15 protein-coding genes are annotated in these 12,804 nt (G+C 69.2%); 6 read left to right on the plus strand and 9 right to left on the minus strand.

What is annotated here, in order from left to right:
- Positions 1-2: 2 nt before the first annotated feature.
- Positions 3-1,373 (minus strand): RsmB/NOP family class I SAM-dependent RNA methyltransferase, encoded by a 1,371-nt coding sequence (locus AC0IWM_RS09285; RefSeq protein WP_471754523.1) that lies wholly within the window; start codon positions 1,371-1,373, stop codon positions 3-5.
- An 84-nt stretch (positions 1,374-1,457) separates the two neighbouring features.
- Between AC0IWM_RS09285 and AC0IWM_RS09290 the strand changes: the two genes are divergently transcribed.
- Together AC0IWM_RS09290 and AC0IWM_RS09295 are read left to right on the plus strand one after the other, a co-directional pair.
- Positions 1,458-1,685, plus strand: coding sequence for a DUF1674 domain-containing protein (locus AC0IWM_RS09290; protein ID WP_471754525.1), 228 nt, complete (start codon positions 1,458-1,460; stop codon positions 1,683-1,685).
- 75 nt (positions 1,686-1,760) lie between these two features.
- Positions 1,761-2,069 (plus strand): cupin domain-containing protein, encoded by a 309-nt coding sequence (locus AC0IWM_RS09295; RefSeq protein ID WP_471754527.1) that lies wholly within the window; start codon positions 1,761-1,763, stop codon positions 2,067-2,069.
- Positions 2,070-2,076: 7 nt separating this feature from the next.
- Here AC0IWM_RS09295 and AC0IWM_RS09300 read toward each other — a convergent pair whose 3' ends face one another.
- Positions 2,077-2,256, minus strand: coding sequence for a hypothetical protein (locus tag AC0IWM_RS09300; RefSeq protein WP_471754529.1), 180 nt, complete (start codon positions 2,254-2,256; stop codon positions 2,077-2,079).
- A gap of 68 nt (positions 2,257-2,324) precedes the next feature.
- On the minus strand, positions 2,325-3,368 hold the full coding sequence (locus AC0IWM_RS09305) for a double zinc ribbon domain-containing protein (RefSeq protein ID WP_471754531.1): 1,044 nt from the start codon (positions 3,366-3,368) through the stop codon (positions 2,325-2,327).
- Between the two features lie 204 nt (positions 3,369-3,572).
- On the opposite strand from AC0IWM_RS09305, the gene AC0IWM_RS09310 reads away from it, so the two are divergent.
- Positions 3,573-3,941: a DUF4440 domain-containing protein gene (locus AC0IWM_RS09310; protein WP_471754533.1), complete on the plus strand. Its 369-nt coding sequence runs from the start codon at positions 3,573-3,575 to the stop codon at positions 3,939-3,941.
- A 91-nt stretch (positions 3,942-4,032) separates the two neighbouring features.
- Here the strand turns inward: AC0IWM_RS09310 and AC0IWM_RS09315 are convergent, their stop codons facing one another.
- Together AC0IWM_RS09315 and AC0IWM_RS09320 are read right to left on the minus strand one after the other, a co-directional pair.
- Positions 4,033-4,317, minus strand: a complete 285-nt coding sequence (locus AC0IWM_RS09315) for a hypothetical protein (protein WP_471754535.1) — start codon at positions 4,315-4,317, stop codon at positions 4,033-4,035.
- A gap of 9 nt (positions 4,318-4,326) precedes the next feature.
- Positions 4,327-4,545: a hypothetical protein gene (locus tag AC0IWM_RS09320; RefSeq protein WP_471754537.1), complete on the minus strand. Its 219-nt coding sequence runs from the start codon at positions 4,543-4,545 to the stop codon at positions 4,327-4,329.
- A 418-nt stretch (positions 4,546-4,963) separates the two neighbouring features.
- Here AC0IWM_RS09320 and AC0IWM_RS09325 point away from each other — a divergent pair, with 418 nt between their 5' ends.
- The 3 genes from AC0IWM_RS09325 to AC0IWM_RS09335 all read left to right on the plus strand — a co-directional run bounded on the left by AC0IWM_RS09325 (position 4,964) and on the right by AC0IWM_RS09335 (position 9,654).
- Complete coding sequence (locus tag AC0IWM_RS09325) at positions 4,964-6,481, plus strand: ATPase domain-containing protein (protein ID WP_471754539.1); 1,518 nt, start codon at positions 4,964-4,966, stop codon at positions 6,479-6,481.
- A complete protein-coding gene (locus tag AC0IWM_RS09330; RefSeq protein ID WP_471754541.1) occupies positions 6,478-8,526 on the plus strand; it encodes an ATP-binding protein in 2,049 nt (682 codons plus the stop codon). Before AC0IWM_RS09325 ends, AC0IWM_RS09330 begins: the two co-directional genes overlap by 4 nt.
- A gap of 123 nt (positions 8,527-8,649) precedes the next feature.
- Positions 8,650-9,654 (plus strand): SDR family oxidoreductase, encoded by a 1,005-nt coding sequence (locus tag AC0IWM_RS09335; protein ID WP_471754543.1) that lies wholly within the window; start codon positions 8,650-8,652, stop codon positions 9,652-9,654.
- Between the two features lie 21 nt (positions 9,655-9,675).
- Here AC0IWM_RS09335 and AC0IWM_RS09340 read toward each other — a convergent pair whose 3' ends face one another.
- From AC0IWM_RS09340 to bluB, 4 genes are all read right to left on the minus strand, one after another.
- The gene (locus tag AC0IWM_RS09340) at positions 9,676-10,563 is read right to left on the minus strand and encodes a 3'-5' exonuclease (protein WP_471754544.1); all 888 of its coding nucleotides are present in this window, start codon (positions 10,561-10,563) and stop codon (positions 9,676-9,678) included.
- A 189-nt stretch (positions 10,564-10,752) separates the two neighbouring features.
- On the minus strand, positions 10,753-11,016 hold the full coding sequence (locus tag AC0IWM_RS09345) for a hypothetical protein (protein WP_471754546.1): 264 nt from the start codon (positions 11,014-11,016) through the stop codon (positions 10,753-10,755).
- Between the two features lie 224 nt (positions 11,017-11,240).
- Positions 11,241-11,750 carry a L,D-transpeptidase gene (locus AC0IWM_RS09350; protein ID WP_471754548.1) on the minus strand — a complete coding sequence of 170 codons (510 nt, stop codon included), beginning with the start codon at positions 11,748-11,750 and terminating at the stop codon, positions 11,241-11,243.
- Between the two features lie 195 nt (positions 11,751-11,945).
- Positions 11,946-12,578, minus strand: a complete 633-nt coding sequence (bluB, locus tag AC0IWM_RS09355) for a 5,6-dimethylbenzimidazole synthase (RefSeq protein ID WP_243214674.1) — start codon at positions 12,576-12,578, stop codon at positions 11,946-11,948.
- Positions 12,579-12,804: the final 226 nt, after the last annotated feature.

Genomic DNA, 12,804 nt, shown 5'->3' on the forward strand with positions numbered 1-12,804 from the left:
GGTCAGTCCTTCCGGCGCAAGCGGCTCGCGAAGAACCCGTCCAGTCCACCGCGCATTTCCGGCGTCGCGCCATTGAGATGTGCGGGCAGCGTCCGCAGGTCCCCCGCGGCATCGATCGGGTCCGACAACCCGCCGAGTTCTGCGGCTTCGATGGGCACGCGTTCGAAACCCGGGTTGCGGGCGAGGAAGGTCGCGACCTGATACTCGCCCTCCTCTCGCTCCAGCGAGCAGGTGCAGTAGACGAGGCGCCCGCCGGGCCGCACCAGGGCAGCGGCCTTGTCGAACAGCCGCTTCTGCAGCCCGATCAGGCGACTGATGTCGCTCTCCGTCTTCGTCCAGGCCACGTCCGGGTGGCGTCGCAGGGTGCCGGTGGCCGAGCACGGCGCATCGAGCAGGACGGCGTCGAAGGTCGGGTCTTCCGGCAGCGCCAGGGCGTCGCCGATGCGGATCTCCGCCTCCAGTCCGAGGCGGGCGAAGTTCTGCGAGAGGCGTTCCAGGCGCGGACCCGACCGGTCCACGGCCAGCACCGAGGCACCGGCGGCGGCGAGCTGCGCGGTCTTGCCGCCGGGCGCGGCACAGAGGTCGGCGACGCGCTCGCCAGGACGCACGGAAAGAAGTCGAGCCGGCAGCGCGGCGGCAGCGTCCTGCACCCACCACTGACCTTCGGAATAGCCCGGCAGATCGGCGACGGAGGCGTGAACGTCGTGCAGGCGCACGCTCCCCGTCGGCAGGGCGACGCCGCCGAGACGTTCCGCCCACTCGGCCGCCGATCCCCGCACGGTGATGTCGAGGGCCGCGCCCTGAAGATGGGCCGCCGCGATGGCGCGGGCCGTGTCCTCGCCATAGGCGGCCTGCCAGCGGCGCGCGAGCCAGTCGGGCGTGTTGTCGGACAAGGGATCGCCGGGATCGGCCACGATCTCCGCGCGCTCGCGCACGATCCGGCGGAGCACCGCATTGACCAGGCCGGAGAGGTGCTGAAGCTGCGGATCGGCCTTGGCGAGGCGCACGCCGAGGTCGACGGCGGCGTGGTCGGGCACGTTCAGGTCGAGGATCTGCACGGCACCGGTCGCCAGGAGCGCCACGAGGCGCGGCTGGTCCTCGGGCAGTCCCTGCGACATCCGCTCGGCGAGCACCCGGCGCAGGAAGCCGAGGCGACGGAAGCTGGCGGTGGCGATGGCGCGGGCGAGGCCCGCATCGGCGGCGTCCAGTCCGGCGTTTCGGCTCGCCTGAGCCAGGGCATCCTCCAGGGCGAAGCCGCGGGTCTTGCCGATGAGGTCGGCCACCGCGCCGTGGGCCACCTGCCGGGCCGCCAGGCCGGCGACGGTGCGGTCGATCGGCGCCGTCGGCGCATCCGTGTTGCGGCGTATCGCCATGAATGCCACTTCCTAAACCCAGGAGCCCGTTCGCGACGGGCCGATCTCCGATGCCCTTCCACCCGACACACCGAGATGCAAGCCATGACCGCCACGGAACCGACGGAAATCACCGCCGATGAGGCGCCGGCCGAGCGCCGCCCGTTGACCCCGGAGGCTGCACGGGCGCTGGCCGAGGCGGCGGAGCGGCGCGCGGCGATCGACGCCCATGCGGCCGAAATCGCTGAGAAGCGGGAGCGCCAGGGCCGGGGCGGCCTGGAGCCGGTGCGCTACGACGACTGGGAGATCAAGGGCATCGCCGTCGACTTCTGAGGACGCTTGGCCGTCGGAACGACGGAGGTCCCCTCCCGTTGTTCCGGCCACGAGCAGAACGGGAGGGACGACGATATGGTGATCAAGGTTTCGAGCCGGAACGCGGTCGAGGGCGCACACGGCGAGGTCGCCCTGGCGCGTGGCCAGACGGTGGCGATGCGGATGTGGCGCGACGAAGCGCCCGGTTCCGACAAGCCCATGTCCAGGAGCGCCTACGACACGGTGGGCTACGTCGTCGCCGGCAGGGCCGAGTTGGTGGTCGAAGGCGAGACGGTCCTCCTCGAACCCGGTGATTCCTGGCTCGTGCCCGAGGGCGCCGAGCACACCTACCGCATCCTGGAATCCTTCACGGCGATCGAGGCGACGGCGCCGCCGGCGCGATGATGCGGCGCTACCGTCCCGGTCCCGGCTTGATCGAACCCGTGAGAGCCGGCTCGTAGAGCGGGGACGCGACCGTGTTCTGGCTCTTTCGGTCGACGACGTTGGCCGAATACAGGGAACCGGCCGCCAGAAGCCCAATCGCGAGTATCGCCTTCACGGTGATCCAGAGCCGATCGAGGGCTGCGCGCATGATCCATTCCCGAGGTTGCGCCCAGGGTGCGTCCATCGGGTTAGGGTCGGCTTAACGACGAGGGACGTTCAGGCGGGTCCGGCGGCCGGGGTTCCGCAGGCGTAACAGAAGCGTTCGAAGGCGCTCTTGCGGTGGGTGCAGGCCGGACAGCGCTCGAACACGCCGATTCCGCAATGCGGGCAGAAATTCGCCTCCGGATTGGTGAGGTCGACGGGCCGCTCGCAGCCGGGACAGACCTTCTTGGCGAGACGCAGCAGGGCCTGGTCGGTCGCGATCTCCGTCCGGCGCTCCTCCTTGGGGCGCGCCTCGGCCGCCTTCTGGCGCTCGTTGTAGGCGTGCAGGGCGTTGATCGCGGCGCGACCGATGACGAGGGTCAGGATCACCCCGACGCCGTACTGCACGTAGCCGCCGTAGCTCGGCAGGTAGGGCACGAGCTCGACGAAGAACGCGAAGGCCGCGGCGAAGGCGAAGCCCCAGACGAAGGGCCAGTTGCGCGTGTGGCGCCGCTTCAGCAGCAACCAACCGGCCAAGGCCAGCAGCGGAAGCGTGAGGGCGAGCCGATAGCCGAAGACGCGCAGTTCCTGGTCGCGCTCGGCCGCGTCGAGTTTCGCCTGAGCCGCTTCGCGCAAGGCCCCGTCGATCCGCTCCTGGGCCTCCTCGCGCTCCGCGAGGCCGAGCTGGGTGCTCGCCCGTTCCTCCAGGCGCTCCTCGATGGTGCGTTCGGCACTCTTCAGGGTATCGAGCTGCTGCGTGCGGGCGACCAGGCCTGGATCCTGGTCGACCCGCTGGGTGGCATCGCGCGTCTTGAGCCAATTGGCGAACGTCTCCTGCGCCGCCTCGGAGGCGGAGCGGGCGGCCGCGAGGGCAAGCTGGTCCTGGTCCGTCCGGCGCCGGTTGTCCGCCTGCTCGCGGCGGATCTGCCGCAAGGCTTCGGCGGCCGGCCGCGCCTGATCCGCGTCGAGGAACTGGTCGAGGCTATAGCGATGCTCGACCTGTGGCAGATCGCCGACGACGAGGGACCCGAGGCCGATCAGGAACCAGGCGAAGAGGATCGCGACCAGCCAGAGCAGGAACGTGAACCAGCGTTCGGAGAGCCTACGACCGGATGCCATGTCGGGGACCTTGTTCGGCGATGACGCGCACCCTCGTCGGTGCGTCCCGCCTGCCTAGCAGAGACCGACCCTTCCGGGTGGCCTGAAGTCCGCCGGGTGAGGAGAAAATGCCGCTGGCGCGATCCATCCCGCCGCTTCGGCCAAGGGAACGAACCGTGCGCAAGGGGCGTCATCCTTCGACCCTGAGACGTCGAGGAGACCGCCATGGACGATGATCGCGTTTGGTCGTTCGAAAAGAGCTTGTGGACCGGAGATGCCGACCATTACCGCGAATTGGTCGACGACGAATGCCTGATGGTTCTGCCGACGCCGCCCTTCGTGCTCAGCGGGACGCAGGCCATCGAGGCCGTCGCCGCGACGCCACGCTGGTCGAACATCGAGATCTCCAAGGGGCAGATCGCGCGTCCGCAAGAGGGGCTCATCATCGTCGCCTACAATGCGAAGGCGTCGCGCGACGACGAATTCTACGAGGCCAATTGCACCTCGACGTACCGGCGGATCGCGCACGAGGTGTGGCGCGTCGTACAGCACCAGCAGACACCGCCCCTCGCCATCCCGGCCGTCGACGGCTGATCGGCACGCGCATCCGCTCACCGAGAGAAACAGAGCCGGGAAGGCAGCGGTTGACGGGGCATTCCGCCGATGCGGGGTGCCCCGTTCGTCTTCATTCAGATGGCGTATCGGACCCGCGGCGCAGGGCGTGCATTCCGAGCATCACGGTCTCGACCACGGCCCTGGTGTATTCCTCGATCGCGTCTTCCGAAGTCCCGATGTCGCGAAACTCCTGCGCCTCGCCCTGCAGGCGCAGGCCAATCGACGCGATCAGGTCCTGAACCGCAGGATCATCGGCACCGGAATCCTGCATCCGGGTCGCCAGATCCACGGCGTAGGCCCGACCGGCCTCGAGCCCGCGCCGTCGCCATTCGGAACGCTCCGTGTCGTCGCCCATCGTCCCGCCTCAGCCCGCCCCGTAGCCACCCTTCTCGTTCGTCGGATGCCGGTTCGGCGAGTGGTCATCATAGCCACCCGTCTCGGGGCCCGGATCCCGCGACGGCGCGACGCGGCCCGGCGCGGTCGGGCCAGGCTCGACGGGATCGGCATCGACTCCCGGCTCGACCAGGGATCGAGCCTTGGGCGGGATGGCGCGGTCATCCGACGGTACCTTGTCCGAACTCATGGTGTCCTCTCCGATTCCGGCCTCTCGACGGGAAGAAGCCGCCGCCGATCGGGTTCCCTCCATCGCGGAAGCAAAGCGAACCGAAATCCTCCTGCAGGGCAGGAAGCCGCCCGTGGGAGCCGTTCGCGACGCGAGGGCGCCTTCGCCAAACGAAGCAGAATCCGATCGCTGGCCTCGATGTGGACAGGAGCGATCTCACACGACCAGGGACGTTGCGCGACGCCAGAGGCGTCGGATTTCGAAGGTCAGTCGCATGCACCGAATTCGGCTGCTCGTGAGTTTCCCTAGGCCCTCGGACCGGATCGTGCCGATCTTTCGGGGACACGGTCTGCGACTTGGCACCCCAGCAGACTGACAACCGCATGCCGAGCCGCTACGGTTCGGCCCGAACGGATGAAGCCGAGGAACCGTGGGACAGATGAGCGAGCTTGGACCTGGAACGGCGCCCGCCATAGGTACCCGCGTATCGACCGGCATCGCCGGATTGGACGACATCCTCGGCGGCGGACTGACCAGCAGCCGCCTCTATCTGCTGGAAGGGACACCGGGCACCGGCAAGACCACCCTTGCGCTGCACTTTCTGCGCGAGGGCCATGACCGGGGCGAGCGCACCCTCTACGTCACCCTGTCCGAGACCGCCGACGAGTTGACGGCCGCCGCCGCGACCCATGGCTGGTCCCTCGACGGGATCGAGGTCTACGAACTCGTCAACGATCTGGGACTCGATCCCGACAGCGAGCAGTCCATTCTGCACCCGTCCGAGATCGAGCTCGGCGAAACCGTGACGGAGGTCATCGCCCGGGTCGAGGCGGTGAAGCCGGCCCGGGTGGTGTTCGACAGCCTCTCGGAGCTGAGGCTCCTCGCCCAGAGCCCGCTGCGCTACCGGCGTCAGATCCTGGCCCTCAAGCAGTTCTTCGCCAAGCGCGCCTGCACCGTCCTGATGCTCGACGATCGCACCTCCGAGACCGGCGACGTACAACTCCACAGCATCGCGCACGGCGTGATCTCCCTGGACCAGGCGCCGCGCGAATTCGGCGCGGAGCGCCGGCGCCTGCGCATCGTCAAGATGCGCGGCATCAAGTTCCGCGGCGGTTATCATGACCTCAGCATCGAGACCGGTGGCATCCAGGTCTTTCCCCGCCTGATCGCGGCCGAGCATCGTGCGGACTTCGATTCCAGGGGCAAGTCGACCGGCTCGCCCGAGCTTGACCTCCTCCTCGGCGGCGGCCTGGTTCCGGGTACCAACACACTGCTGATCGGCCCCTCCGGTGTCGGCAAGACCACCACGGGGATCGCCTGCATGCTCGCCGCCCTGGAGCGCGGGGAGACCGCGACCTACTATCTCTTCGACGAGGGCCTCACGACGCTTCTGGCGCGGGCGGTCATGCTCGGCATGGACCTGGCGCCCCACATGGAGGCGGGGCGCCTGACCATCACGCAGATCGATCCGGCCGAACTTTCGCCGGGCGAGTTCGCCGCGATGGTCCGCATGGCGGTCGAGGAGCGCGGCTCTACCTTCGTGGGTGTGGACAGCCTGAACGCCTACCTGCATGCCATGCCGGGCGAGGAGTTCCTCGTCCTGCAGATGCACGAACTCCTCAGCTATCTCAATCAGAAGGGCGTCACGACCCTGCTGGTCCTCGGTCAGCACGGCATCCTCGGCGAGGTGCGCAGCGACGTCGACCTCAGCTACCTCAGCGACTGCATCGTGCTGTTCCGGTTCTTCGAGGCCAAGGGCGAGGTTCGCACCGCACTGTCCGTCGTCAAGAGCCGCGTCAACGCGCATGAGCGCACGATCCGGGAACTGCGGCTCGGTGCCGGAGGCCTGCGGGTCGGCGAGGCGCTCAGCGACTTCGAGGGCGTCCTGACGGGCCTTCCCGCCTATCACGGCCGGGTCGCCATGCTGTCGGGGGCCTCCGCCCTGAAAGCCGAATGATGGAGTCCCGGTCGGTGGAGGAGCGCGTCCTCGTCCTGGCGCCCCGAGGGCGGGATGCGGCCGTCATCGTCCAGGTGCTCGCCGGAGCCGGCGTGGCGAGCGAGGTCTGCACGGACGTGGCCGCCTGGGTGGATGGCCTCCGCGAGGGCGCCGGTACGGCCCTGGTCACCGAGGAAGCGCTGCCCGAAGGCACCCAGGATGCACTCTTCGCCTGGCTGGACGCCCAGGCGCCATGGTCCGACGTCCCCTTCGTGGTCCTCGCCACGCGCCAGCCCGGCCGTCGCCCGGCACGCGCCGCCGATCTCCTGGACCGCCTCGGGAACGTCGTCCTGCTGGAACGTCCCATCAACGCGGAGACGCTGGCGAGCGCCGTCGCTTCGGCCCTGCGCGGACGACGACGCCAGTACCAAGCCCGGGAGCATCTTCGGGAGCGCGAGCGCGCCCAGGAACTGCTTCGCCAAGCCAACGAAGGCCTGGAGATGCGCGTGGCCGAACGGACGCGGGAGGTCGAGACGGCGAGCGAGACGCTGGCCTTCGCGCTCAATGCCGCCGGCATGGCCTCCTGGGACGTCGACTACGTCACCGGTACGTCCCGGCATTCGGCCCGCTTCGATGCCGTGTTCGGCTACGAGGCCGCCGGCCATGGCTGGGACCGGGACCGCTTCCTCGCCCATGTCGTCGAGGAGGATCGCGCGGCTGTCGAGGGCGCCTTCGCGGCCGTTGCATCGACGGACCGGCTCGACCTGGAGTGCCGCATCCGGCGCACCGACGACACCGTGCGGTGGATCGCGATGCGTGGGCGGGTCAGGCGAGACGAGACGGGGGTTCCGATCCGGATCGCCGGAATCCTGATGGACAGGACGGACCAGCGGATCACCGAGGAGGCCCTGCGCCAGGCCCAGAAGATGGAGGCGATCGGGCAGCTGACCGGCGGCGTCGCGCACGACTTCAACAACCTGCTCACCGTCATCGTCGGTGGCCTCGACATGATCCTGCGCCGGCCCGAGCAGATCGACCGAGTGAAACGGCTGGCGGAGGCGGCCATGAGTGCGGCCCGGCGCGGCGAGCAGCTGACGCAGCAGCTCCTGGCCTTCTCCCGCCGGCAGATGCTGCGCCCTCAGACCCTCAATCCGAACCGTCTGCTGCTGGAGTTCAAGCCGCTGGCGGAGCGCGCGGCCGGCGGCGCCGTTGAGCTCGCCTTCGACCTCGATCCGGCCCTGGACCCGATCCGCATCGATCCGGCACAGTTCGAGGCGGCGGTACTGAACCTGATCGTCAACGCGCGCGACGCGATGGAAGGCATCGCCGGCCACGCCCGCGTGGCGGTCACGAGCCGCAACATCCATCTCGGGACGGCGGCGGTCGCGGACAAGGGCGTTCCGCCCGGCCCCTACGTCGTGGTCTCGGTGACGGATACCGGCAGCGGCATCCCACCGGACCGGCTCCAGCGCGTGTTCGAGCCGTTCTTCACCACCAAGGAGGTCGGCAAGGGCACGGGCCTCGGTCTGAGCCAGGTCTACGGCTTCACGCGCAGCGCCAAGGGGTTCGTCGACATCACGTCGGAGGTCGGGACGGGTACCAGCGTGCACCTCCACTTCCCGCGCTCGACCGACCCGGCTGGCGAGGAACCGAACGCTGCCCTCATCGGCGCGATCCCGCTCCGTCGCGCCGACGACGGAGAGACGGTTCTCCTGGTCGAGGACGACGAGCAGGTGCTCGGCATGGCGGTCGAGAGCCTGGAGGAGTTGCGCTACCGGGTCATCGTCGCACGCAACGCCGCCGAGGCCCTGAACCACCTCAAGGGCGTGGAACGCATCGACATCCTGTTCTCCGACGTCGTGATGCCGGGTGGCATGAACGGCTCGCAACTGGCGGCCGAGGCGCAGCGCGTGCGCCCTGGCATCAAGGTGCTGCTCACCTCCGGCTACGTCGCCAACCTCGACGAGGACCAGCTCATCGGTCGGGGCGAGGTGCCGGTGCTGAACAAGCCCTATCGGCGGGACGAGCTCGCCCGTTCGCTGCGCCTGGTTCTCGGCGGCGGGTAGCCGTCGCAGCCCGGCGCCCGGCGCGAAATTCCCGCAAGCGGCACTCATTCACGCAACGGGCGGCGCTTCCATGCGTAGTTCCCTCGACCGGCGGATTTCCCGGTTCGATCAGGGGGCGTGCGCATGAGACATAAGTCCTTGCGGGATCAGGTCATCGTCATCACCGGCGCCTCCAGTGGAATCGGGCTCGCGACGGCGCGGATGGCGGCCCGGCGAGGCGCCCGGGTCGTGCTGGCGGCGCGCAGCACCGAGGTGCTCGCCCGCGTGGCCGGCGAGATCGAAGCCGAGGGCGGACGTGCCGTCCACGTCACGGCGGATGTCGGCCGACGCGCGGACGTGCAGGCGATCGCCGACGAGGCGCGGGCGAGCTTCGGCGGCTTCGATACCTGGGTCAACGTCGCAGGGCTGACCGTCTACGGCCCGCTGAGCGAGATCGACTTCGCCGACCACGAGCGCCTGATCCAGACCAACCTGTGGGGCACGGTGAACGGCTCCCTGGTCGCGGTCGAGCACCTGCGCCGGCACGGAGGCGCGCTGATCAACGTCGGCAGCGTCGCCTCCGACCTCGCCTTCCCCTTCCAGGGCCTCTACGCCACCTCGAAGCACGCCGTGAAGGGATTTACCGACACCCTGCGCATGGAGCTGATCGCCGAGGGAGCGCCGGTCTCCGTCACCCTGGTCAAGCCGGCCTCCGTCGACACGCCGCTGCCGAACCGGGCGCGCAACTACATGGACCGCGAGCCGACGCTGCCCCCGCCGATCTACCCGCCGTCCGAGGTCGCCAACGCCATCCTGCACGCCGCCGTGCATCCACAGCGGGACATCTTCGTGGGCGGCGGCGGCAAGATGTTCGTGATGGGCAAGGAATTCGTGCCCGGCGCCTACGACGAGCTCGCGCCCGCCATCATCGCCCTTCAGAAGCGCAGCGAGTCGCCCCGGAACCCCAGCGGCGCGCTGCACGCCCCTGTCCAGGCCGGCGCGGAGCGCGGCGATCCGCCGATCTACGTCATGCGCACGAGTGCCTATACCCGCGCCACGCTCCATCCGTTGACGACCCTGGCGATCGCCACCGGCCTGGCGACCGCGGGCGCCCTGGTCCTCGGGCGGCGAGCCAAGCGCCCCCTCTGACGTGAGACGCTGTGGGCCGGGTCAGGCGTCCGGGTTGGTGCGGATGGAGAAGCGGTCGCGGGCGGTGATCCTGTCGGCCACGAGGTCGTGGATCTCGCGCTGGTAGATCTCACGACACAGGAAGGCGCGTTCGAGGTCGAGACGGTCTTCCTCGATGTCGATGTACCAGCAGCGCCGCCGCCCGCTCCAGCGGTAGCTGCGCCCCTTCAGGACGTCCTTGGTGGCGATCGGCGAACCGGCGGCCCAGACCCGCACGGTGGGTCTGCGCGCGGTCTCGAGGAGGCAGGACAGAGCGAGGCGCCCGGAGTTCCTGAGAGGCACGGCGAGGAGCGCCAGGAGCGCGTGGCAATCGTCGATGGCGCGGTGGCCCTTGTGGAAGTAGCCGTGGTCGATGAGCAGGTAGCCGAGCTTCGACCCCTCGTGCCCTTCCGCGCGCCAGGGCACCTGATGGCATGAGCAGGCCCAGTTCTTGTCCGCGAAGACCGGCCAGCGGGCCTCGCACATCTGCCGGTCGAAGCTGGCATTGTGCGCGATCACGACGGCGGCGTCGGCTGCCATGGCCGCCACGGCGCCGTCGTCGATGCGCTGCCCCGCCACGTCGGAATCGCTGATGCCGGTCAGGCGCGTGATCTCGGCCGGGATGGGCACGCCCGGGTCGTGGAGTTGGTTGAGGGTGGCGAGCACGCGATAGACGCGCCCGCTCGCGCCGTACTCGAACTTGATCATGCCGAGTTCGATCACCGTGTCGCGGGTGTGATCCAAGCCGGTGGTCTCGGTGTCGACGATGAGCCCGATGAAGGTCGGCTCGTCGGGCCGCGCCTCGGCATCCGCGAACGGCTCGATCTGACGGAGTACCCGGTACGCCCCGGTCGTCTCGAGGGCGGCTGCGATCGCGTCCAGGGCGTGCATCGGTACCACTTCGTCCAGGTCCGGCCGGTCTCCGATCGCGCGGGTCGGACCCCGCGCTGCGTGACCGGGAACCTAAACGGGGAGGCACGCGCTCGGATAGGCAGGTTCATTCGGCATCCCCAGAAGAATGCGCGCTCACGCAGATGATCGGCCCCGCCGTGTCGAACGGCGGGGTGTTCGCTCGATCGTTCAGCCCTTCGCGCGGTCGAGCCCGAGATGCCGGTGCGCTTCGGCGGGCGTCAGCATCCTGATCGCATCTTCCGTGAACCCGAGGGCGCGCAGATCGGCCCTCTGACGATTGGTGATCATCAGGGAAACGGGGGGCGATGCGTCGGGATGTCTGCCGGTCGTCTCCGGCTGCCCGTCGGTCGTTTCGAGACGTGGCTCCGGGCGCGCCGCGTCCGCTTCATCCCGATCGAGGGCCCGTCGCCGGTCGTCATGATCCACCATCATGCCACTCAACGTAGAAGGTCGACGCTGCGGGTCGAATCCTCGTTCCAAACGGGATGCTGCGCACCGGGGATCACGGGCCAAAAGGGTCCGCAACGGCCCTGTCCGGCGCGTGTCGTACGGCGATGCTCGGACGCGCGCGGCTCGATGCGCCCATTCCGGCAACCCGGCCAAGACGGTGCGGAACATGCCCGCCTCCGCCCATCGACCCGATGGCGTCGGATCCGTCAGCGGGTCACGTAGACCTGGGTGCCCACCGAGACGCGTGCGTAGAGATCGGTGATGTCCTGGTTGTACATGCGGATGCAGCCGTAGGACGCGTAGGTGCCGATCGAGTTCGGCCGGTTGGTGCCGTGGATGGCGTACTCGCCGCCGGCCAGGGTCATCGCCGCCACGCCCATGGGGTTCGACGGCGAGCCGCCGGCGATCACGGCGGGCAGGCGCGGGTTGTCGCGCTTGACCTCGCGTGGGGGCGACCAGGCCGGCTCCACGTACTTGCCATCGATCTGTGTGGCGCCGCTCCACTGCTTGCCCGGCTTTCCGACGGCGACGGGATAACGGATCGCGGTTCCGTCACCGTTGACGAGATAGAGCCGCCGCTCCGTGGTGCGGACGATGATCGAACCGGGCGTGACGCCGTCGGGGAAGGCGACGACTTCCCGCGCCTGAGCCGGCGAGCCCAGGAGGCTCACGCCAAGGGCAACACCCGCCGCAATCCACTTCCCGTACCCGAACATGACCTGACTCTCCGAAAGCGTGACCGTTTGCCCGATGATCAATCGCGTGCGCAGGTTCTCGTTCCGGTAAAGGGAAGTGATCGGTGGGTGGCAGTACCCGGAAACCTTTCGGCGCGGTAAAGCATGGCGTCCGGGATCCGGGTAAATGCCGCGCTTCGTCTTATGAGTCCGTTGACTCTATCTGTCCCGGTAAGATCAGCGCTCGATCAGCGCCGTCCCGGTGTCGAGGCGCTGCTGCCAACCGTGCCGGACGAGTTCCGGATCCTCGTGCTCCTCCACCGGAAAGCCGACGCAGAGGTAGGCGACGAGGCTCCAGGCGCAGGGCACCTCCAAGGTCTCGCAGACCGTTTCGGGTTCGAGGATGGAGACCCAGCCGACCCCGAGGCCGTGGGCCCTCGCGGCGAGCCAGAAGGTCTGGACCGCCGTGACGACGGAGTAGCGCAACATCTCCGGCATGGTCGCGCGCCCGAGGCCGTGCCCGGTGGCGGTGGCCTCGTCGCAGAAGACGGCGAGGTGGACCGGCGCCTCGCGCAGGCCGGCGAGCTTCAGGCGGACATAAGCTTCCCGTTGCTCGGCCGCGTAAGCCTCGGCGGCAGCGGCGTTGCAGCGCTCGAAGCTGGCGACGACCGCGGCGCGGCGTTGCGGGTCGGCGACACGGACGAAGCGCCAAGGCTGGCTGTTGCCGACGGAGGGGCTGAAGCTCGCCAGATCGAGGCAGCGGCGCAGCAGCGCCTCGTCGACCGGGTCAGCCCGGAAACGGCGTACGTCGCGGCGCCAGGCGAACAGCGTCGTGAGCGTCTGGCGAAACTCGGCATCGAAGCTGACCACGACCCGTCCCCGGCGATGAATGCGTCTCCTTCATAGACGGAGTTTCTCCGCGAGGCCGATCTTTTGGAATCCGCGAAGCGGCACAGGGCCAAAAAAAAGGGCCGCGCTCCGGGGAGGCGGCCTGAAGTCCTTGGGTCTCGAAACCTCTGGGATGTCGGTCCCGCCGAACCGGGCGCCGGCCGAAGAGCTGGGGAGCCGGTGAGATCGGACGCCGCACGGGGGCAGG

This window comes from Methylobacterium sp. AC433 (genome assembly GCF_979253015.1).